Source organism: Variovorax sp. Soil_C_33 (assembly GCF_057656935.1).
On the sequence record NZ_JBDGJK010000001.1, the window covers coordinates 465,314 to 487,606 of the forward strand.

Sequence of the window (22,293 nt, forward strand, 5' to 3'; positions counted from 1 at the left end):
TGAGAGTGATTAGAAGACGCGCATGGCTGTGATTCAATCGAGACTTTCCAATCGAATGATTGGCTCCGCTCATGAATGTGACCCTTCGCCAGCTCCGCGCTTTCGTGCTGGTCGCGCGGCTCGGCAGCTTCACCCGGGCCGCGCAGGCCATGCACCTCACGCAATCGGCCTTGAGCCTGCTGGTGCGCGAACTCGAAGGCGCCATCGACAGCCGGCTGTTCGACCGCACCACCCGAGCGGTGGCCCTGACGGCGGCGGGCAGCGAGTTCTTCCCGCGCGCGGAGCGAGTCCTCGCCGAGCTCGAATCGGCGATCGCGGATGTGGACAAGCTGGTTGCCAGAGAACGTGGCCGCGTGGTGGTGGCGGCGCCGCTGATCCTGTCCGGCACCTATCTCCCGCCGATCCTCGCTGCCTTCGGCGCGAAGTACCCCGGCATCGAGGTCGTGCTGCAGGACACGCTGCCCAATCAGGTGTTGCCGCTGGTGCGCGGCGGTGCGGCCGACGTCGGCATCGGCACCTTCGCATCGGATGAAGCCGACATCCAGCGCACGCTGCTGTTCTCGGAAGCCATGGCGGCCGCATTCCCGGCGGGGCATGCGTTCAGCCGCCTGCAGCAACTGACCTGGACGGACATCGCGCAGGAGCCGGTGCTCGCATTGAGCCGCGGCAGCGTGTTTCGCGACCTCACCGAAGCCGGCTTCGCAGCTGCCGGCCTGATGCTGAAGCCCGCAAGGGAGGCCAACTATGCGGGCTCGCTCATCGGGATGGTGGACGCCGGGCTCGGCGTCGCGATCCTTCCTGGCTATGCGGTGAAGCTGACGGATCCGGCGCGGATCGGCTGGCGCCGCATCGAGAACCCCTCGATCGACCGCGAGGTCTCGCTCGTGCGTCGCGCGGGCGTTTCGCTCTCCCACGCGGCGCAAGGCTTCGTCGACTTCATCGTCGCGCCGCGGGCGGCGCAGCAAGCGACATCGGCCAAGCGGGTTCGAAGCAAGGCGGTCTGACTCAGCGCACCTTGTCCGCGATCCAGCCCAGGATGAAGTCGGCCACCTCCAGGTTGTTCTTGTCCTGCATCATCATGTGCGAGTTGCCTTTGATGCCCACGTCGGGAAGCCGCACCAGGCTCGCCCTGCCTGCCTCGATGCGGTTGATCCGCTCGACCACGGCCTTGCGCGCCTCGTAGCGGGGCTGGCCGGTGAACACGGGCGCGTCGAGATGGTCGCCGAACAGTTCCAGCAGGGGGACACCCCTGTAAGCCGCGATCTGCGCCTCGGTGGGAACGACCGACTGCGCACCCTCGATGTTGACGACCGCCTTGACCAGGGCCGGACGCAGGCCGACCAAGGCATCGGCGAAGGGCCCCGCCAGCGAGTGCACGACGACGATCGCGGGCCCGATATCGTCAAGCAGCGCCGCGAGCGCCTGCGGGGCCGTGGCCATGCCGCCTCCCTCGAGCATGGCCTCGGCGAAGGGCACGCCCTGCGAAGCGAATCCGGTGAATGCCTCGACCGGAAACTGGGTGTCGGGGTACGCGGTCCCGTGCGAAGGCCCGAAGCGAAAGAGCGGCCAGGCAAGTTCGGCAGTCACCATCAACACGCTGGCCGGCAGCCCGGAGACGCTCTCTGCGGCCTTGGCTTCGTTGATGGCTGTCGCGTTGAAGCCGGAGCGTCCACGCCCGGGCGTGTCGACGACGTAGACGGCATGCCCCTTGCGCACGAGGTAGGTGGCCCATCCCTCCCGCCCGTCGGGCGTGGTCTCGTAGCTCATGCCGGTCAGCCCGCCGCCGTGCACCAGCACGATGGGGACGGCGCTGCTTCTGCTTGCGGGGATGCGGTAGTGCACGTACATCTGGTTGACGGCCACCGTCCCCGGGCGAACCGGACCCGCAGGCGAAATCCCCGGATGCCTGGAAGTCACGGGCTTCCCGTTGACGAAGAACATTCCCTCGTCTGCCAGGTTCAGGGGCCCGCCGATCGAGGCCGCGGCGGCGGCCCCGATGGCCCCGCATCCAACCACGAGCGCGCAGGCCGCGGCGGCGATCTTTACGGACATGTGAAGCATGAAGAGTCTCCGTTGTGTTCGTGGTAGTCCACGAATTGGAGCTCTTCGAATGCCACGCGTCCAACGAGGAAAGCAAATGAACTCATTGGGCCCGCTCATCGACGAGCCGGGGCCTCCGCGCCAGGGACTAGGACTTGAATTCTTCCGCCGTGATGCCGAGCTTGCGCAGCTTGTCGTGCAGCGTCTGCCGCGCGATCGCCAGTGCGCTGGCGGTGGCCGGCTGGTCGCCCTGGTGCTTGCGCAGCGCCTCGACGATCACCGCCCGCTCGAAGGACTCGACCTGCTGCGGCAGCCCGCGCGGCAAGGCCGGCATGCCTTCGGCGCTGCCGCGCACCTGCGTCAGGCGCTCGCCCAGCAGCCCGAGGACGAAGCGGTCGGCCACGTTGCGCAGCTCGCGCACGTTGCCGGGCCAGGCGTAGGCCATCAGGTCGGCGACCTGCGCACCGCTCAGGATCGGCGCGACGCGCTGATAGCGCGCGGCTGCCAGCAGCGTGAAATGCTCGAACAGCAGAGGGATGTCCTCGCGCCGTTCTCGCAGCGGCGGCAGCTCGATGAAGGCGACGCCGAGCCGGTAGTACAGGTCGGCCCTGAACTTCTGCCGGTCGCTCATGTCCTTGAGGTCGTCCTTGCTCGCGGCCACCACGCGGCAGTCGAAGGGAATGGCCTTGTTGGAGCCGATGCGCTCGATCGAACGCTCCTGCAACGCACGCAGCAGCTTGATCTGCACCGCCATCGGCATGCTCTCGATCTCGTCGAGAAAAAGCGTGCCGCCGTTGGCGTATTCGAACTTGCCCACGCGCACGCGGTTGGCGCTGGTGAAGGCGCCGGCCTCGTGGCCGAACAACTCGCTCTCGGCCAGCGCCTCGGGCAGGCCGCCGCAGTTGAGCGGCACGAAATGCTGGCGGCGGCGTTCGCTGTGCTCGTGCAGACAGCGCGCGACGAGCTCCTTGCCGGTACCGGTCTCGCCATAGATCAGCACGTCGGCCGAGGTTTCGGCCAGGGTCATCACGGTGCGGCGCACCTGCTGCATCTGCGCCGAGCGGCCGATCAGCACCGCCTGGATGCCGTGCCAGTTCTCCAGCGCATCGCGCAGCGCGCGCACCTGCAGCGTGAGCTGCCGGCGCTCGATGGCGTGGCGCACGATCGCCACCAGCCGCTCGGAGCCGAAAGGCTTCTCGATGAAGTCGTAGGCGCCCTCGCGCATGGCTTCCACCGCCATCGCGATATGGCCGTGGCCGGTGACCAGGATGACGGGCAGCTCGGCGTCGGCATTGCGGAGTTCTAGCAGCCACTCGGTGCCGCTCAGGCCCGGCAGGCGCACGTCGCAGACCACGATGGCAGGCACGCCGAAGCTGATCTGCGCGCGCGCGCGTTCGGCGCTCGCGAAGGATTCGACCTCGAACCCGGCCAGGGTCAGCACCTGGGTCGTGCTGAGCCGGACGTCTTCGTCGTCCTCGACCAGCAGCACCCGGATGGCAGGGGCTTCGCTCACTTGTTGATCACTCCTGTGCAGTGGGGGTAAGGATGGTGCGGATCGCGGCCGGCAGGTCGACGACGAAGCAGGCGCCGCCGTCCGGCAGATTGGCGGCACGCAGCGTGCCGTCCATGGCCCGCACCAATTGTGCCGAGATCACGAGGCCCAGGCCCAGCCCGGTGCCCGCCGGCTTGCTGGTGACGAAGGGCTCGAACAGGCGCGGCAGGATGTCGGGCGGAATGCCCGGCCCGGTGTCGCTCACGCGCAGGATCACGCGGCCCTCCTGCGGCCGTGCGTGCAGGCGCAGCGTGCGCCGCGGCGATGCCTGCATGGCGTCGATGGCGTTGCGCATCAGGTTGACGAGCACGCTGCCCAGTGCGGCCTCCTCGGCCATGACGCTCAGGCTCGCGGGCTGCACATCGACCTCGATGGCGATGCCGTTCTTCTTCGAGGCTTCGGCGACGATGAGCTGCGCGTCGGCGGCGGCCTGCGCCATCGGCACCGGCGCGAGCGGCAGCTCGCTCTTGTGCGCGAAGGTCTTGAGCTGCGAGGTCAGGCGCGCCAGGCGATCGACCATGCCGCGAATGCGCTGCAGGTTGCCGCGCACGTCGTCGAAGCGACTCTTGTCGAGCAGGATGGCGGCGCTTTCCGAGAGGGTGCGCATCGCCGTGAGCGGCTGGTTCAGCTCGTGCACCACGCCGGCCGACATCTGTCCCAGCGCCGCCATCTTGCCGGCATGCACCAGCTCGCCCTGGGCCGCGCGCAACTGCGCGGTGCGCGCGACCACGGTCGATTCGAGGGAGTCGTGCGCCGCCTGCAGCGCGGCCTGGTTGGCCAGCTTCTGCCGCACGGCGCGGCGGCGCTGCCACAGCGTGACGGCGATCAGCAGCAGCACCGCCATGGCCAGGCTCGCCGTGATGGCGGCGTTGCGCGCACCCACGCGCACCGGCGCCAGATCGTCGAGCACCACCAGCTGCCACGGCGCCCCGCGCAGCGCGCGCGTCGAAGCGAGTTGATCGACGCCGTCGAGCGCGATGATCTGCACGTTGCGCGCCAGCGCCTCCTTCTGCGTCCACTGCAGCGGCTGCAGGCCGGCCTCGCCGTAGGGGCGCGAGCGCTGCACCTCGGCGCGCTGCGACGCGTCGAGCGGCCACAGCGGCCGGAACTTCAGGTCCTCGCGGGTGGCGAGGATCACCACGCCGCGCTGGTCGATCAGGGCCACGTTGCCCGGCAGCATGCGCCAGGCGCGCTCGGACTCCTCGAGATTGACCTTGACGGCCACCACGCCGCGCGCGGGCTGGTCGTGGCGCAAGGCGTACGAGAGGTAGTAGCCCGGCTTGCGGCTGGTGATGCCGACGCCGTAGAAGCGGCCCCTGCCCTGCCCCAGCGCATCGATCACGTAGGGCCGGAACGACAGGTCCTGGCCGACGGTGGTGCCGGGCCGGTCCCAGTCGGAGGCCGCCAGCGAAGTGCCGCCCGCGTCGAGCACATAGAGCATCTCCGCGCCCGCGGTCGCATTGACGCCGTCGAGGTAGCGGTTGACCGCGTCGCGCAGCCTCGAATCCGACGGCGTGCCGAGCAGCGCCGGAACGATGGGCGTCATCTCCAGCAGCGCGGGCAGATACTCGAAACGGGCCAGGTCGGCATCGAGCCCGGTCGCGAGCATGTCGAGCCGGTGGTCGGCCGCCTCGCGCAGCCGCGCCAGGCCGTTCTGCATGGCGAGGTGATGGCCCGCGACGGCGGCCAGGGCCACCAGTGCCAGCGCGCCACACCAGCGCGGCAGGCCGCGCCAGCGTCTTTGAGTGTCTGAAGGCGAATCGAAGCGCCGGGCCGGCTCCCGTGAAATCATGAGCCCGTTATTGCACAAGGCCGGGCGGGCCGCATCAGTGGCTGCCCGGTGGCGGGCGTCACGGATGGTTTCAACCAGGCCCAATGTCTGCTCAGGCATAGCGCAGTTCGCCGGTCTTGCCGCGGAAGACCCGATAGGAGAACACGGTGTAGCCCACGATGGCCGGCACCGAGATGCACACGCCCAGCAGGATCACCTTGAGCGCCGGTGCGCTGCTCGCCGCCTGCCAGATCGTGAGCTGGCCGATCACCACGTAGGGATAGATGCTGTAGGCCAGCCCCAGGAAGCCGAGCGCGAACACCATGACGAGCAGCACGAAGGGCAGCCAGCACACCGGCCCGCGCACCATGCGCGTGTTCAGCAGGCCGCGCACCGCGAGCAGCGCCGCGCCGGTCATGAGCGGAATGGCGGCCAGCGCCAGGATCTCGGGCAGCGCGAACCAGCGCTCGCGCACCTCGGGGCTGATCCAGGGCGTGGCCATCGAAATCAGCAGCATGCCGCCGACCATCGGCGCCCAGGCGGTGCGTGCCCATTGCACGGCGCGCTCCTGCAGCGCACCCTCGGTCTTCATGATGAGCCAGGCCGCGCCCATCAGCACGTAGGCCATCGGCAGCGCCACCGCGATGGCGGCGGCGAACACCGGGTAGTTCCAGCCGGTGCCGAAGCCGCTGATGTAGCGCCCGAGCATCCAGCCCTGCGCCACCGAGGCCAGGGTGGAGCCCGCGAAGAAGAGGCGGTCCCAAGTGCGCTTGTGGCTGTCGCGCGCCTTCACCCGGAAGTCGAAGGCCACGCCGCGCAAGGTGAGGCCGACGAGCATCAGCGCCACCGGCAGGTAGAGCTCGCCCAGCACCAGGCCGTGCGCCTTCGGGAAGGCGACCAGCAGGATGCCCACGCCCAGCACCAGCCAGGTCTCGTTGGCATCCCAGAACGGGCCGATGGAGGCGACCATCACGTCCTTCTCGGCGTCGGTGGCGCGGTGCATGAGCATGCCCACGCCGAGGTCGTAGCCGTCGCTGACCACGTAGACCAGCATCGACGCGCCCATCAGCACCATGAAGATCACCGGCAACGCGGCATCGAAGCTCATGCTCGAACTCCTTCGGCCATCGGCGCAGTGATGGCGCCCGGCGGCGTCGCGGCCCGCTCGGCGGCCTCGGTCGCCAGCACCTCGTCGGGCTTCTCGGCCATGTACTTGAGCACCGCGACGTACGCCACGATGAGCGCGAGGTACAACGCGATGTAGAGTGCGAGCGTGACCCCGATCATCGCGGGCGGCACCTTCGCCACCACGTCGGCCGTGCGCACCAGCCCGTAGACGATGTAGGGCTGGCGGCCGATCTCGGTGACGTACCAGCCCGCCACCGTCGCGACCCAGCCCGAGAAGGTCATGCCCGCGAACAGCCACAGCAGCGCGCGCGGCAGCAGCGCCGGCTGCCAGCGTGCGCGTCGGTACAGCCACCAGCCGAGCCAGCTGGTCGCGAGCATCAGCACGCCCATGCCGACCATGATGCGGAAGGCGAAGAACATCGGCAGCGGCGGCGGATGCGCGCCGGGAAAGTCGTTCAGGCCGCGGATCTCGCCGTCGGCCTCGTGCGTGAGGATCAGGCTCGCGCCCTTCGGCACCGCGATCTCGAAGCGGTTCCTGCGCGCCTCGGCGTCGGGAATCGCGAACAGCAGCAGCGGCACGCCGCGCCCGGTCTCCCACACGCCCTCCATGGCAGCGATCTTGGCGGGCTGGTGCTTGAGCGTGTTGAGGCCGTGTATGTCGCCCACGACGATCTGCACCGGAATCAGCACCGCCGCCAGCGTGAGCCCCACCCGCATCACGCGCGCCGCGCTGCGCTGCCCCGCGCCGCGCAGCACCTGCCAGGCAGACAGGCCGATCAGCAGGAACGCGCAGGTCAGCGCCGAGGCCAGCAGCATGTGCACGAAGCGGTACGGGAACGACGGGTTGAACACCACCGCCGGCCAGCTCGCGACATGGAATTCGCCGTTCACGATCTCGTGGCCCGCGGGCGTCTGCATCCACGAGTTGAGCGCAAGAATCCAGAAGGCCGACAGCGTGGTGCCGAAAGCCACCATGAAGGTCGACAGCAGGTGCACCCGCTCGCTGACCTTGCCATGGCCGAACAGCATCACGCCCAGAAAGCCCGCCTCGAGGAAGAAGGCGGTGAGCACCTCGTAGCCCAGCAGCGGCCCCGCCACATTGCCGACGCGCTCCATGAAGCCCGGCCAGTTGGTGCCGAACTGGAAGCTCATCGTGATGCCGCTGACCACGCCGAGCGCGAAGGTCAGCGCGAACACCTTGGTCCAGAAGCGGTAGGCATCGAGCCAGCCCTGCGCCAGCCGCGCATCGCCGCCGCCGCGCGTGCGCAGCCAGCGCCAGCGCAGGAACAGCAGCAGCCAGCCCAGTGCGATGCTGATCGTGGGGAACAGGATGTGGAAGGTGATGTTGGCCGCGAACTGCATGCGGGCGAGGATCAGGGCGTCCATCGGGTTCCTTTCGGGCCGGCGGCGGTGCGGCCGCCGCCGGACTGGGTCATCGCTTTGCCGCCGCCCCGCCCCGCTTCAAGGCTTCCGACATGCCGATGAGCACGCCGCTCACCAGCGTGGAGTAGCTTTCGATCAGCGCCTGCGAGGCGCGCAGGCCCATCGCGCGGCCGTCGCGCAGGCTCTTCTGCGCGTCTTCCATGAGCTGCTCGAGCGCCGCCGTGGCGCGCGCGCCGGTGCCGGTGCCCTTGCCCTGCATCGCCTGGAAGACGCTGCTCCACGGACCGTCGGCCGGCGCCGCCTTGCGCACGCTGGCGAACAGCGTCTCCTCCATCTTCTCGATGTCGGCGAGCGCCTTCTTGAGCTGCGTCTCGCGCAGGCTCACGCCCTGGTCGACCAGCTGTTGCAGCGCGCGTTGATTGGCCAGCACGGCCTGCTCGAGCGCGCCGTCCATGCCGGCAAAGACCTTGCCGAGCAGGCCTTCCACATCGGGCGCGGGCAGCTTGCTGCCGGCCGCGCCGGCCGAGGCCGTCTTGGTGACCGTGCCCAGCACCTGCCGGATGTTCGCCAGCGTGAGCTCGCGGCCCTGCAGCGCCTTGAGCGTGGCTTCGTGCACTGCCTTGCGGACGGTCTCGCCCTGCTTGGCGGAGGCTTCGGTGAACTTCTTGATCAGTGCGACCTGATCGATGCCGTGTTTGAGGATCATGGTCGTCCGTTCATTGCATGTGCTGGCCGCCATTGATGGCGATGTTGGCGCCGGTCACGAACGCCGCCTCTTCCGAGGCGAGGTAGATGATCAGGCCCGCCACTTCCTCGGGCTTGCCGAGCCGGCCCACCGGGATGTGCGGCAGGATCTTGCTGTCGAGCACTTCCTTCGGAATGGCCGTGACCATCTTGGTGCCGATGTAGCCCGGCGAGATGGTGTTCACGGTGACGCCCTTCTTCGCCACCTCGAGCGCCAGCGCCTTGGTGAAGCCGTGCACGCCGGCCTTGGCGGCCGAGTAGTTGGTCTGGCCGAACGCGCCCTTCGAGCCGTTCACCGACGACACGTTGATGATGCGGCCCCAGCCGCGGTCCACCATGCCGTCGGCCACCTGCTTGCTCATGTTGAACAGGCTGTCGAGGTTGGTGCGCAGTACCGCGTCCCAGTTGACGCGGTCCATCTTCTTGAAGGTCATGTCGCGCGTGATGCCGGCGTTGTTGACCAGCACGTCGACCGGGCCCAGCCGCTCCTGCACTTCGGACACCGCGCGCGCGCACGAATCGTAGTCCGCCACGTCGCAGGGCACGGCCAGGATTTTATAGCCGCGCTGCGCCATCTGCGCCACCCATTCGGCGTGCGACTTGTTGCCCGGCGAATAGGTCACCGCGAGCTTGTAGCCCGCATCGACCATCTTGGTGGAGATCGTCTCGCCCAGGCCGCCCATGCCGCCGGTGACCAGGACCACTTGCTGCTGCTTCTTCTCGCTCATCTGCTTTCTCCTTGGTGCGTTGTGTGACAAAGAAAATAGTTCAGGCCCGCTCGACGGCCAGCGCCACGCCCATGCCGCCGCCGATGCACAGCGAGGCCAGGCCCTTGTTGGCGCCGCGGCGGCGCATCTCGTGCAGCAGCGTCACCAGCACGCGGCAGCCCGAGGCGCCGATCGGGTGGCCGATGGCGATGGCGCCGCCGTTGACATTGATGCGGCTGGCGTCCCAATCCATCTCGCGGTTGACCGCGCAGGCCTGCGCCGCGAAGGCTTCGTTGATCTCCATCAGGTCGAGGTCCTGCGCCTTCCAGCCGGCCTTCTTCAGCGCCAGCTGCGAAGCGGGCACCGGGCCCATGCCCATCAGCGACGGGTCCAGCCCCGCGCTCGCATAGGCGCGGATCACGGCCAGCGGCTGCAGGCCGAGCGCGGCGGCGCGCGAGGCCGACATCACCAGCACCGCGGCCGCGCCGTCGTTCAGGCCCGAGGCATTGCCGGCCGTCACCGAGCCGGTCTTGTCGAAGGCCGGGCGCAGGCCGGCGAGCGCGTCGGCGTTGGTCTTTCGGTTCACGAACTCGTCGGCCGCGAAGTCGATCGCGTCGCCCTTCTTCTGCGCAATGCTGAAGGGCAGGATCTCGTCGTCGAAGCGCCCCGCGTCCTGCGCGGCCACGGCCTTCTGCTGCGAGGCCAGCGCCAGCGCGTCCTGCATCTCGCGCGTGATGCCGTACTTCTTCGCCACATTCTCTGCCGTGGTGCCCATGTGGTACTGGTTGTAGACGTCCCACAGGCCGTCCACGATCATGGTGTCGACCAGCTTCCAGTCGCCCATGCGCTGGCCGTTGCGCGAACTGGGCAGCACGTGCGGTGCGGCGCTCATGTTCTCCTGGCCGCCGGCCACCACGATCTCGGCATCGCCGCACTTCACGGCCTGCGCCGCCAGCATCACGGCCTTCAGGCCCGAGCCGCAGACCTTGTTGATGGTGAAGCCCGGCACGCCGATCGGCAGCCCCGCCTTGATGACCGTCTGCCGCGCCGGGTTCTGGCCCGCGCCGGCCGCGAGCACCTGGCCCATGATCACCTCGGACACCGCATCGCCCGGCACGCCGGTCTTGGCGAGCAGGCCCTTCACCACGTGCGCGCCCAGCTCGGGCGCGGCCGTGCCGGCGAGCGCGCCGCCGAACTTGCCGACCGCCGTGCGCTGCGCGGCCACGATCACGATATCGTCTGACATGAGAGTCTCCTTGAGGGTTGATGCGAAGGGAATGACGGCGGCCGGATCAGGCCGCCTTGGCTTTGACATAGCGCCCGGGCGCGGGCTCGATGACCGGAAAATCCGCGCTGCCCAGCGCGCGGCGCGCGGCAACCTTCGCGCCGGCATGCGTGGCGAGCCAGTCGCTCCACGCGGGCCACCAGCTGCCGTCGATGCTCTGCGCGCCGTCGAGCCAGGCGCCGGCGTCGGCCGCGAGATCGCCGACCCAGTGGTTGCGCTTCTTCTTCGCGGGCGGGTTGATCACGCCCGCGATGTGGCCGCTGGCGCCGAGCACGAAGCGCGTGTCGCCGCCGAGCAGCTGCGTGCCGGCATAGGCAGTCTTCCAAGGCACGATGTGGTCGTCGCGCGAGGCGTAGACGAAGGCCGGCGCGTCGATGCGCGACAGGTCCACCGGCACGCCGCACTGCACCGTGCCGCCGGGGACGCGCAGCCTGTTCTCCAGGTAGGTGTTGCGCAGGTACCAGCAGTACATCGGCCCCGGCAGGTTGGTGTCGTCGCCGTTCCAGTACAGCAGGTCGAAAGCCGGCGGCGCGCGGCCTTTGAGGTAGCCGTTGACCACGTAGGGCCAGATCAGGTCGTTGGCGCGCAGCGCGGCGAACACGGTCGCGAGCTCGCGGCCCTTGAGCAGGCCGCCGCGGCCGATGGCGGCTTCGCGCGTGACCACCATGGCTTCATCCACCATCAGGCCCAGCTCGCCGGTGTCCGAGAAATCGAGCATCGCGGTCAGCAGCGTGACGCTCGCGGCCGGCGTTTCGCCGCGCGCGGCGGCTACGGCGAGCGCGCTGCCCAGCAGCGTACCGCCGATGCAGAAGCCCAGCGTGTTGACCTTGTCCGAACGGGCGATGCTGCGCGCGACATCGAGCGCACGCAGCACGCCTTGCTCGACGTAGTCGTCCCAGCCCAGATGGCCCTGCGCGGCCGAGACATTGCGCCACGACACCAGGAAGACGGTGTGGCCCTGTTCGACCGCATAGGCCACCAGCGAGTTGCCCGGCTGCAGATCGAGGATGTAGAACTTGTTGATGCACGGCGGCACGATGACCAGCGGGCGCTTATGCGCCCTGGCCGTGGACTGCGTGTACTGCACGAGCTGCATCAGCTCGTTCTCGAACACCACGCTGCCGGGGCTGGTCGCGACGTTGCGGCCGACCTCGAAGGCCTCGTCGTCCGACATCGAGATGCGGCCCTTCGCCACGTCGGCCAGGAAGAGGCGCGCGCCTTCGAGCAGGCTCGTGCCGCCGGAGTCGAGCGCGGCCCGCATCGCCTCGGGGTTGGTGGCGAGGCTGTTGGCCGGGTTCATCGCATCGACCACCTGGCGCAGCGCGAAGTCCATCTGCGCCTTGCCGCGCGCGTCGAACGGTGCCGCCTCCAGCGCATTGCGCATCAGCGCGCCGAACTGCAGGTGGATCTGCGACAGGCCCTGCTGCCAGGCTTGCAGCCACGAGGTGGCATCGGGATCGGGTGAAGCTTGGGTCATGGCTGTGACTGCTCAGTGCAGCTTGACGTGGGGTTCGGTGCGCCGCGTGATGAGGCGGGCGAGCGTGTCGAGCGAGACCTTGACGAGGCCGTGCAGCGCCAGCTCGTGCATCTTGTAGAGCGACATGTACATGAGCCGCGCGAAGCGGCCTTCGATCATCAGGCTGCCGCCGATCAGGCCGCCCATCATGTTGCCCACGGTGCTGAACTCGCCGAGCGACACCAGCGAGCCGAAGTCGCGGTAGCGGTAGGGCTTGAGCGCCTTTGCGCCCAAGCGCCGGCGGATCTGCGCCGCCACGTGCGAGGCCTGCTGGTGCGCCGCCTGCGCGCGCGGCGGCACCAGGCCGCCCTTGCCGTCGTTGGCCTCGGGCCAGTCGCAGGCCGCGCAGTCGCCGATGGCGAAGATGTCGGCATCGCGCGTGGTCTGCAGCGTCGGCAGCACCGCGAGCTGGTTGCTGCGGTTGGTTTCGAGTCCCGCGATGTCCTTCATGAGATCGGCCGCCTTCACGCCCGCGGCCCATACCACCAGCTCGGCCGGCAGCGTGCGGCCGTCGGCCAGGCGCACGCCCTCGGGCAGCACCTCGGCCACCCTCGCCGAGGTGTGCACGTCCACGCCGAGCTTGCGCAGCAGCGCCTCGGTGGCGGCGGACATGCGCGGCGGCAGCGCGGGCAGGACGCGGTCGGCGGCCTCAATCACGCTGACCTGGATGTCCTTCTCGGCGTCCACGCGGTCGAGCCCGTAGGCCACGACCTCGCGCGTGGTGCGATGCAGCTCGGCCGCCAGCTCCACGCCGGTGGCGCCCGCGCCGATGATCGCCACGTGCAGCTGCTCGGGTCTGAGCGGCGTGGTCTGCGCGTGCGCTCGGATGCAGGCGTTGACCATGCGCCGGTGAAAGCGCTGCGCGTCCGCCTTCGACTCGAGCCGCAGCGCATGCTCGCGCACGCCGGGCGTGCCGAAGTCGTTGCTGAGGCTGCCGATGGCCACAACCAGCGTGTCGTAGCCGAAGGCGCGCGCCGGCGTGACCAGCCGGCCCTCGTCGTCCATGTAGGGCGCCACATGCACCTCGCGCCGCTCGCGGTCGATGCCGGTGAGCTCGCCGAGCCGGAAGCGGAAGCGGTGCCAGTGCGCCTGCGCAAGGTAGTCCACCTCGTGTGCGCTCAGGTCCATGCTGCCCGCGGCGATCTCGTGCAGCTTGGGCTTCCACACGTGGGTGCGGTGCTTGTCGATCAGCGTGATGTCCGCCATGCCGCGCCTGCCCAGCGTATCGCCGAGGCGCGTGGCCAGCTCCAGGCCGCCGGCACCGCCGCCCACGATGACGACTCGGTGCTTCTGCACTGGGTTGTTCATGGCTGGGGGCTCCGTACCGGCATGTGCGATCGCTTCAGCGCGGCTGGGCCACGGGCATGTGGGTCTCGACCTGGTCCAGCACCGCCTCGGGCGCGTCGGCCTCGGCCGCCGTCTCGTTGTCCAGGATGCGCTTCATGCGGGCGGTGTCCAGGTCCTTGGTCCACTTGGCGACCACGACCGTGGCGACGCCGTTGCCGATCAGGTTGGTGAGCGCGCGGGCTTCCGACATGAAGCGGTCGATGCCCAGGATCAGCGCCAGGCCGGCCACCGGCACGTGCCCCACCGCCGACAGCGTGGCGGCCAGCACGATGAAGCCGCTGCCGGTCACGCCGGCCGCGCCCTTGGACGTCAGCAGAAGCACCAGCAGCAGCGTGATCTGCTGCGTCACGCTCATGTCGGTGTTGGTCGCCTGCGCGATGAACACGGCCGCCATCGTCAGGTAGATCGAGGTGCCGTCGAGGTTGAACGAGTAGCCGGTCGGGATGACCAGGCCGACCACCGACTTCTTGGCGCCCAGGTTCTCGAGCTTGGCCATCATGCGCGGCAGCACCGATTCGCTCGAGGAGGTGCCCAGCACGATCAGCAGCTCTTCCTTGATGTACTTGATGAACTTCCAGATGCTGAAGCCGTGCGCCCGCGCGATGCCGCCGAGGATGACGAAGATGAACAGCAGGCAGGTAGCGTAGAAGGTCGCCATCAGCTGGCCGAGCTGCAGCAGCGAGCCGACGCCGTACTTGCCGATCGTGAACGCCATCGCGCCGAACGCGCCGATCGGCGCCACCTTCATGATGTAGCCGACGATGACGAACAGGACGTGCGAGAACTTCTCGATGAAGTCGAACACCAGCGTGCCGCGGCCGCCGAACTTGTGCAGCGCGAAGCCGAACATCACGGCGAACAGCAGCACCTGCAGGATCTCGCCCTTGGCGAACGCGTCGACCACCGTGCTCGGGATCACGTGCAGCAGGAAGTCGACCGTGCCCTGCATCTGTCCGGGCGCCGTGTAGGCGGCGATCGCCTTGGTGTCGAGCTGGCTCACGTCGATGTTCATGCCGGCGCCGGGCCGCACGATGTTGATGATGACCAGTCCCACCACCAGCGCGATGGTGCTGACGATCTCGAAGTACAAGAGCGCCAGGCCGCCGGTCTTGCCGACCTTCTTCATGTCCTCCATGCCGGCGATGCCGACCACCACCGTGCAGAAGATGATCGGCGCGATGATCATCTTGATGAGCTTGATGAAGCCGTCGCCCAGCGGCTTCATGGCAGCACCGGTCTGCGGATAGAAATGGCCCAGCAGAACGCCAATGACGATCGCAGTGATGACCTGGAAGTACAGGGACTTGTAGAAGGGCTTGGATACGGGTTGGTGGTCCACGAAGGTCTCCTAGAAAATTCAGACGCCGGCGGCATGCGCCTGCCGGTCGGCGTGGTAGCTCGACCGCACGAGCGGTCCGCAGGCGGCGTGGGCAAATCCCATGGCGTGCGCCTGCTGCGCAAGGGTTTCGAATTGCGCCGGAGCGACGTAGCGCGCAACCGGCAGGTTGCCCGGGCGCGGCTGCAGGTACTGGCCCACGGTGAGCATGTCGACGCCATGGCGGCGCAGGTCGCGCATCACCTCCAGCACTTCGTCGTCGGTCTCGCCCAGGCCCAGCATCAGGCCCGACTTGGCGGGCACGCCGGGGCAGCGCGCGCGGAACGACTGGAGCAGCCGAAGCGAGTGCATGTAGTCGGCGCCGGGTCGCGCCTGGCGGTACAGGCGCGGCACGGTCTCGAGGTTGTGGTTCATCACGTCCGGCGGGTCGGCCGCGAGGATGTCGAGCGCAACCTCGGCGCGGCCGCGGAAGTCGGGCACGAGCACCTCGATCTGCGTGCCGGGCGACTGCCTGCGCACCGCGCGGATGCAGGCGGCGAAGTGCGCCGCGCCGCCGTCGCGCAGGTCGTCGCGGTCGACGCTGGTGATGACCACGTATTTCAGGCGCAGCCTGGCCACGGTGTCGGCCAGGTGCTGCGCCTCCTGCGGATCGGGCGGCTGCGGGCGGCCGTGGGCCACGTCGCAGAAGGGGCAGCGGCACGTGCAGAGCTCGCCCAGCACCATGAAGGTGGCGGTGCCCTTGCCGAAGCATTCGCCGATGTTCGGGCACGAGGCCTCTTCGCACACGGTGTGCAGGCTGGCCTCGCGCAGCGTGCGCTTCACCTCGCGGAAGCTCTCGCTCTGCGAGACGCGCACGCGGATCCAGCCGGGCTTGGGCAGGGCCCGGCCGGCCTCGGCCACGCCGATCGGGATGCGGCGCGTCTTGGCGGCGCCGCGCTGCGGGCCATGGAGCACGATGTCGTTCATGGCCGTGCCGTCAGGCCGCGCCGCGGTGCGAGTTGGCATCGACCACCGCCAGCGCCGTCATGTTGACGATGCGGCGCACGGTGGACGACGGCGTGAGGATGTGCACCGAGCGCGCCGCGCCCAGCAGGATGCCGCCTACCGTGATGCCGCTGCCGGCCGCCATGCGCAGCAGGTTGTAGGAGATGTTGGCCGCATCGACGTTGGGCATGACGAGCACGTTGGCCTCGGCGTCCAGCGCCGAGTCCGGGAATTCGTGGTCGAGGATCGACTTGGACAGCGCCGCGTCGCCGCGCATCTCGCCTTCCACCGCGAGCTGCGGATCGCTCGCCTTGATGAGCGCGAGCGCCTCGCGCATCTTCACGGCCGAGGCCGCGTCCGAGCCGCCGAAGTTCGAGTGCGACAGCAGCGCCACGCTCGGCGTCACGCCGAAGCGACGCACCTCCTCGGCCGCGAGCAAAGCGATCTCGGCGATCTGCGCCGCATCGGGGTCGCGGTTGACGTGCGTGTCGCAGATGAAGAGCTGGCGGCCCGGCAGCATCAGCATCTGCATGGCGGCCATGGTCTTGGTGCCCGGGCGCAGGCCGATCACGTCGCGCACATGGCGCAGGTGGTCGCCGTAGCCGCCCAGCGTGCCGCACAGCATGGCGTCGGCCCGGCCCTGGCGCACCAGCATCGCCGCGAGCAGCGTGCCGCGGCTGCGCATCTCGGTCTGCGCCACCGGGCGCGAGACGCCGTCTCGGCGCTTGAGCTGGTAGTAGGCCGCGGCGGCGTCGCCGTGCACGGCGGGGTCGAGCAGGTCGACGGCCTCGCAGTCGCTGCCCAGCGCTAGGCGCAGCCCGTACTGCGCGATGCGCTCGGCGATCACCTCGGGGCGGCCCAGCAGCAGCGGCCGCGCCAGGCCTTCGTCCACCACCACCTGCGCGGCGCGCAGCACGCGCTCGTCCTCGCCCTCGGCGTAGACCACGCGCTTGGGCGACTGCTTGGCGGCCGCGAACAGCGGCTGCATGCTGCTGCCCGACTGGTAGACGAACTGCGACAGGCGCTGGCGGTAGGCCTTCATGTCGGCGATCGGCCGCGTCGCCACGCCGCTGTCGACCGCGGCCTGCGCCACCGCGGGCGCGACCGCCTCGATCAGGCGCGGGTCGAAGGGCTTGGGGATCAGGTAGTCGCGGCCGAAGCGCAGGCCGAGCGCGCCGTAGGCCTGCGCCACCACTTCGGGGATCTCGGCATGCGCAAGCTCCGCGATGGCGCGCACGGCGGCAAGCTTCATCTCTTCGTTGATGGTGGTCGCACCGACGTCGAGCGCACCGCGGAAGATGAACGGAAAGCACAGCACGTTGTTGACCTGGTTCGGATAGTCCGACCGGCCGGTGCCGAGGATGGCGTCGGGGCGCGCGGCCAGCGCGTCTTCCGGCAGGATCTCCGGTGTCGGGTTGGCCATCGCGAGGATGATCGGATCGCGTGCCATCTCCTTCACCATTTCCGGCTTGAGCACGCCGCCGGCCGACAGGCCGAGGAAGATGTCGGCGCCGCCGATCACGTCGGCCAGCTTGCGCGCCGAGGTGTCCTGCGCATAGCGGGCCTTGTTCGGGTCCATCTGCTCCTTGCGGCCGGTGTAGACCACGCCTGCGCTGTCGGACGCGTAGATGTTGTGCATCGGCACGCCGAGGCTCACGATCAGGTCGAGGCAGGCCAGTGCCGCAGCGCCGGCGCCGGAGGCCACCAGCTTCACTTCGCGGATGTCCTTGTTCACATGGCGCAGCGCGTTGAGGATGGCGGCAGCCGCGACGATGGCGGTGCCGTGCTGGTCGTCGTGGAACACCGGGATCTTCATGCGCTCGCGCAGCTTCTTCTCGATGTAGAAGCACTCGGGCGCCTTGATGTCCTCGAGATTGATGCCGCCGAAGGTGGGCTCCATGCGCGCGATGGTGTCGATCAGCGCATCGGGGTCGGTCTCGTCGAGCTCGATGTCGAAGACATCGATGCCGGCGAACTTCTTGAACAGGCAGGCCTTGCCTTCCATCACCGGCTTGCCGGCCAGCGCGCCGATGTTGCCCAGGCCCAGCACCGCCGTGCCGTTGGTGATGACCGCCACCAGGTTGGCGCGCGAGGTGAGATTCATGGCCTCGGCCGGGTCGCGCGCGATCTCCATGCAGGCGTCGGCCACGCCGGGCGAATAGGCGAGCGCGAGATCGCGCTGCGTGGCCATCGGCTTGGTCGGGTTCACCGAGATCTTGCCGGGCGTCGGAAAGCGGTGGTAGTCGAGGGCAGCTTCGCGCAGGTTGTCGGACATGGTTCTGTCTCCGTGTGTCTGTCTGTACTCAGGGTGCGGCGATCAGCGCGGGGCGAGCGCGCAGGCGTCGCCGAGCCAGCCGTGCAGGCCGCACAGCAGCGCTTCCGGTTGATCCGCGTGCACCCAGTGGCCGGCCTCGGGGATGTGCTCCAGCTGCGCGCAGGGGAACATCGCCTGGATGCGCGGCAGCGAATCGGGCCGCACGTAATCGGACTCCACCGCCGCGAAGAACAGGGCTGGCCCGTCGTAGCGTTCGCGCAGCAACTGTTCCGGGAACCCGCAGAGGTCCGGCATGCACAAGGCCGTCGCCATCAGATTGAGCCGCCAGTCGAAACGCTCGGTCTGGCGCCGCAGGTTCTGCATCATGAAGTCCACGGGGGCGGTGCCTCCCAGACCGTCCAGCAGCGCCTGGCTGATCCGCCGGCGGCTTGCCGCGGCAGCGGTGTCCAGGCCTCGCATGGCGGACACATGCGAGGCGAACTGGTCGGCATAGCACTCGGGCGCGATGTCGATCACCGCGACGCCGCCGATGGCTTGGGGGTGGCCGAGCGCCAGGGCCATGGCGGTCTTGCCGCCCATGCTGTGGCCGACGACGAACGGCCGCTCCAGCTGCTCTCTTTCGATGAGAGCCAGCACGTCGAGCGCCATGTCGGTGTACGACATGCTCTCGGCCCACGGCGAAGCGCCGTGGTTGCGGGCATCGGGCAGGTAGACGCGGTAGCCGTCGGCCAGCGACTGGGCGATCTGCGTCCAGTTGCGGCCGGCGCCGAACAGGCCGTGCAGGATCACGATGGGAGGCCCCGAGCCGAGTGCCTCGAAGGCAAGTTGAACTGGCATGGGAGCGTCCTACTTCTTTTTCACCGGCGGCAGATCGGTGCAGACGCCCTCGAACAGCTCGGCCGCCATGCCGATCGATTCGCCCAGCGTCGGATGCGGATGGATGGTCTTGCCGATGTCGCTGGGCTCGCAGCCCATCTCGATCGCCAGGCACAGCTCGCTGATCAGGTCGCCCGCATGCGTGCCGACGATGCCGCCGCCGACGATGCGGTGCGTGGCCTCGTCGAAGATCAGCTTGGTGAAGCCTTCGTCGCGCCCGTTGGCGATGGCGCGGCCCGATGCGGCCCAGGGGAACACGGCCTTGCCGACCTTCAGGCCCTCGGCCTTGCACTGCTCCTCGGTCTTGCCGGCCCAGGCCACCTCGGGGTCGGTGTAGGCCACCGAGGGAATCTGCCGCGCATCGAAGAACGCCGCTTCGCCGTGCGCCGCCTCGGCCGCCACGTGCGCCTCGTGCACGGCCTTGTGCGCGAGCATGGGCTGGCCGACGATGTCGCCGATGGCGAAGATGTGCGGCACGTTGGTGCGCATCTGCTTGTCGACTTCGATGAAGCCGCGCTCGGTGACGGCCACGCCGGCCTTGTCGGCGCCGATCTTCCTGCCGTTGGGGCTGCGGCCCACGGCCACGAGCACGAGGTCGTAGACCTGGGCCTCCTTCGGTGCCTTCTCGCCTTCGAAGCTCACCTCGATGCCGGTCTTGGTGGCCTTGGCGCCGACGGTCTTCGTCTTGAGCATGACGTGGTCGAAGCGCGGCGCGTTGAACTTCTCCCACACCTTCACGAGGTCGCGGTCGGCGCCCTGCATCAGGCCGTCGAGCATCTCGACCACGTCGACCCGCGTGCCCAGCGTCGAGTACACCGTGGCCATCTCGAGCCCGATGATGCCGCCGCCGACCACCAGCATGCGCTTCGGAATGCTCTTGAGCAGCAGCGCGCCGGTAGAGTCGACGACGCGCTCGTCCTCCGGCATGAAGGGCAGCTTCACGGCCTGCGATCCCGCGGCGATGATGGCCTTGGCGAACTTCACCACCTTCTTCGCGCCGCCCTCGCCCACCACCTCGACATGGTGCGCGTCGAGAAAGCTGCCGACACCGGTGACGACCTCGACCTTGCGCGCCTTCGCCATGCCGGCCAGCCCGCCGGTGAGCTTCGTGACCACGCCGTCCTTGAAGCCGCGCAGCCCGTCGATGTCGATCTCGGGCGCGCTGTACTTGATGCCGTGCTTGCCGAGCAGCTTGACCTCGTCCATCACGCCGGCCGTGTGCAGCAGCGCCTTCGACGGGATGCAGCCGACATTGAGGCACACGCCGCCGAGCGTGGCGTAGCGCTCCACGAGCACTGTCTTCATGCCGAGGTCGGCGCTGCGGAAGGCGGCCGAATAGCCACCCGGGCCGGCGCCGAGCACCAGCACCTCGCACTCAATGTCGGCCTTGCCCGCGTAGCTGCCGGCCGTGGGCGCCGGCACGGGCGCAGGTGCCGCTGCGCCTTCGCTCCCTCTCCCGCTTGCGGGAGAGGGTTGGGGTGAGGGTGAGCCCACCGCTGCCTCCACCACCAGGATCACCGAGCCTTCGCTCACCTTGTCGCCGAGCGCGACCTTCAGCTCCTTCACCGTGCCCGCATGGCTCGACGGAATCTCCATCGAGGCCTTGTCGGACTCCACCATGATCAGGCCGGTATCGACCGCGATCACCTCGCCGGGCTTGACCAGCAGCTCGATGACCGCGACATCCTTGAATTCGCCGATGTCGGGGACCTTGACTTCCACCATGTGTGCCATTTGGGAGCTTCCTTCAGAACAGCACGCGCCGCAGGTCGGCGAGCACGTTGGCGAAATAGACGTTGAAGCGCGCGGCGGCGGCGCCGTCGATCACGCGGTGGTCCCACGAAAGGGACAGCGGCAGCGTGAGGCGCGAGCTGTAGGTCTTGCCGTCGGAAGAGTGCTGCTTCCAGTAGCTCTTGCACACGCCCATGATGGCGACCTCTGGCGCGTTGATGATCGGCGTGAAGTAGATGCCGCCGATGCCGCCGAGCGAGCTGATGGTGAAGGTGCCGCCCGACATCTGGTCGGGCTTGAGCTTGCCGTCGCGCGCGAGCTTGGCGAGCTCGCCCATCTCCTTCGCGATCTCGGGCACGGTCTTGCGGTCGGCGTCGCGGATCACCGGCACCATCAGGCCGTTGGGCGTGTCGGCGGCGAAGCCGATGTGCCAGTAGTTCTTGAGCACCAGCGCATCGCCATCGAGGCTGGCGTTGAACTCCGGGAACTTCTTCAGCGCCGCCACGGCCGCCTTCATCATGAAGGGCAGCATGCTGATCTTCACGCCCGACTTCTCCAGCTCCTTGTTCATCTGCACGCGGAAGGGCTCGAGCTCGGTGATGTCGGCCTCGTCGTGCGTCGTCACGTGCGGAATGACGACCCAGTTGCGGTGCAGGTTGGCGGCGCTGATCTTCTTGATGCGCGACAGTTCCTTGCGCTCGGTCGGGCCGAACTTGGCGAAGTCGACCTTGGGCCAGGGCAGCAGGTCGATGCCGCCGACGCCGCCGCCTGCGGGGGCCGCGGCGGCCTTGCCGGTGGCCGGCGCCGCAGTTGCACCGCCCCCCTTCGCGAAGGCCTCCACATCGGCGCGCACGATGCGGCCGTGCTCGCCGCTGCCCTTGAGCTTGCCGAGGTCGACGCCGAGTTCGCGTGCGAGCTTGCGCACGGCGGGGCCGGCGTAGGCCAGCGCGAAGGCGGCTTCGTCGATGGCGCCGCCGGCGGCCGCAGCGGCCTGCGCCGGCGCGGCAGATGCTGCAGGGGCCGGCGCAGCAGCGCTCGCCACAGGCGCATCGCCCGTCGCGAGCGACAGGATCACCGAGCCCTGGCTGACCTTGTCGCCGATCTTGATGCCGATGGCCGTCACCACGCCCGAGAGCGGCGCGGGCACGTCCATCGTGGCCTTGTCGGATTCGAGCGAGACCAGCGGGTCCTCGGCCTTCACCGTGTCGCCGACCTTCACGAAGATCTCGATGACGGGCACGTCCTTGAAGTCGCCGATGTCGGGCACGCGCACCTCGGCCACGCCGGCCGGGGCGCTGGTGGCCGATGGCGCCGCGCTGACGCTGGGCTTGGCGGCTTCGGCCGGCGCGGGCGCGGGCGCGCCGCCCTCGGCCTTGAAGCTCATGATGACGCTGCCTTCGCTGACCTTGTCGCCCAGCTTCACGGCGATGGACTCGACCACGCCGCCGCGCGGGGCGGGCACGTCCATCGTGGCCTTGTCGGATTCGAGCGAGACCAGCGGATCTTCGGCCTTCACCGTGTCGCCGGGCTTCACGAAGATCTCGATGACGGGCACGTCGCTGAAGTCGCCGATATCGGGAACCTTGATGTCGATTGCGTTGCTCATGTCTCTGCCTTG

17 protein-coding genes are annotated in these 22,293 nt (G+C 68.9%); 1 reads left to right on the forward strand and 16 read right to left on the reverse strand.

All coding sequences use genetic code 11. The annotated features are described in order from the left end of the window. The first annotated feature begins 71 nt into the window (after positions 1-71). Positions 72-1,004, forward strand: coding sequence for a LysR family transcriptional regulator (locus AC3A6B_RS02380; protein WP_487835133.1), 933 nt, complete (start codon positions 72-74; stop codon positions 1,002-1,004). Position 1,005: 1 nt separating this feature from the next. Here the strand turns inward: AC3A6B_RS02380 and AC3A6B_RS02385 are convergent, their stop codons facing one another. The 16 genes from AC3A6B_RS02385 to aceF form a co-directional block, all read right to left on the reverse strand. Next, positions 1,006-2,061, reverse strand: coding sequence for a lysophospholipase (locus tag AC3A6B_RS02385; protein ID WP_487835134.1), 1,056 nt, complete (start codon positions 2,059-2,061; stop codon positions 1,006-1,008). A 127-nt stretch (positions 2,062-2,188) separates the two neighbouring features. Beyond that, the gene (locus AC3A6B_RS02390; RefSeq protein ID WP_487835135.1) at positions 2,189-3,553 is read right to left on the reverse strand and encodes a sigma-54-dependent transcriptional regulator; all 1,365 of its coding nucleotides are present in this window, start codon (positions 3,551-3,553) and stop codon (positions 2,189-2,191) included. Positions 3,554-3,560: 7 nt separating this feature from the next. Then, a complete protein-coding gene (locus AC3A6B_RS02395) occupies positions 3,561-5,384 on the reverse strand; it encodes a sensor histidine kinase (RefSeq protein ID WP_487835136.1) in 1,824 nt (607 codons plus the stop codon). A 91-nt stretch (positions 5,385-5,475) separates the two neighbouring features. Next, entirely contained in the window at positions 5,476-6,471 is a 996-nt protein-coding gene (locus AC3A6B_RS02400; protein ID WP_487835137.1) for a cytochrome d ubiquinol oxidase subunit II, read from the reverse strand. After that, positions 6,468-7,877: a cytochrome ubiquinol oxidase subunit I gene (locus AC3A6B_RS02405; protein WP_487835138.1), complete on the reverse strand. Its 1,410-nt coding sequence runs from the start codon at positions 7,875-7,877 to the stop codon at positions 6,468-6,470. The genes AC3A6B_RS02400 and AC3A6B_RS02405 overlap by 4 nt, the downstream gene beginning before the upstream one ends. A 46-nt stretch (positions 7,878-7,923) precedes the next feature. Continuing rightward, positions 7,924-8,580, reverse strand: coding sequence for a DUF6781 family protein (locus AC3A6B_RS02410; protein ID WP_487835139.1), 657 nt, complete (start codon positions 8,578-8,580; stop codon positions 7,924-7,926). A gap of 10 nt (positions 8,581-8,590) precedes the next feature. Further along, positions 8,591-9,346, reverse strand: coding sequence for an acetoacetyl-CoA reductase (gene phbB, locus AC3A6B_RS02415; RefSeq protein ID WP_487835140.1), 756 nt, complete (start codon positions 9,344-9,346; stop codon positions 8,591-8,593). Positions 9,347-9,386: 40 nt separating this feature from the next. Further along, positions 9,387-10,571 (reverse strand): acetyl-CoA C-acetyltransferase, encoded by a 1,185-nt coding sequence (locus AC3A6B_RS02420; RefSeq protein ID WP_487835141.1) that lies wholly within the window; start codon positions 10,569-10,571, stop codon positions 9,387-9,389. A 46-nt stretch (positions 10,572-10,617) separates the two neighbouring features. Then, the gene (locus tag AC3A6B_RS02425; RefSeq protein WP_487835142.1) at positions 10,618-12,087 is read right to left on the reverse strand and encodes a PHA/PHB synthase family protein; all 1,470 of its coding nucleotides are present in this window, start codon (positions 12,085-12,087) and stop codon (positions 10,618-10,620) included. A gap of 12 nt (positions 12,088-12,099) precedes the next feature. Continuing rightward, the gene (locus AC3A6B_RS02430; RefSeq protein WP_487835143.1) at positions 12,100-13,434 is read right to left on the reverse strand and encodes an NAD(P)/FAD-dependent oxidoreductase; all 1,335 of its coding nucleotides are present in this window, start codon (positions 13,432-13,434) and stop codon (positions 12,100-12,102) included. A 34-nt stretch (positions 13,435-13,468) separates the two neighbouring features. Beyond that, on the reverse strand, positions 13,469-14,812 hold the full coding sequence (locus tag AC3A6B_RS02435; protein WP_487835144.1) for a dicarboxylate/amino acid:cation symporter: 1,344 nt from the start codon (positions 14,810-14,812) through the stop codon (positions 13,469-13,471). A gap of 18 nt (positions 14,813-14,830) precedes the next feature. After that, entirely contained in the window at positions 14,831-15,775 is a 945-nt protein-coding gene (gene lipA / locus AC3A6B_RS02440; RefSeq protein ID WP_487835245.1) for a lipoyl synthase, read from the reverse strand. A gap of 10 nt (positions 15,776-15,785) precedes the next feature. Then, positions 15,786-18,068, reverse strand: coding sequence for an NADP-dependent malic enzyme (locus AC3A6B_RS02445; protein WP_487835145.1), 2,283 nt, complete (start codon positions 18,066-18,068; stop codon positions 15,786-15,788). A 42-nt stretch (positions 18,069-18,110) separates the two neighbouring features. Next, positions 18,111-18,905, reverse strand: a complete 795-nt coding sequence (locus tag AC3A6B_RS02450) for an alpha/beta fold hydrolase (protein ID WP_487835146.1) — start codon at positions 18,903-18,905, stop codon at positions 18,111-18,113. A gap of 9 nt (positions 18,906-18,914) precedes the next feature. Further along, positions 18,915-20,678 (reverse strand): dihydrolipoyl dehydrogenase, encoded by a 1,764-nt coding sequence (gene lpdA, locus AC3A6B_RS02455; RefSeq protein ID WP_487835147.1) that lies wholly within the window; start codon positions 20,676-20,678, stop codon positions 18,915-18,917. A 13-nt stretch (positions 20,679-20,691) separates the two neighbouring features. After that, a complete protein-coding gene (aceF, locus tag AC3A6B_RS02460; RefSeq protein WP_487835148.1) occupies positions 20,692-22,281 on the reverse strand; it encodes a dihydrolipoyllysine-residue acetyltransferase in 1,590 nt (529 codons plus the stop codon). Positions 22,282-22,293 lie beyond the last annotated feature (12 nt).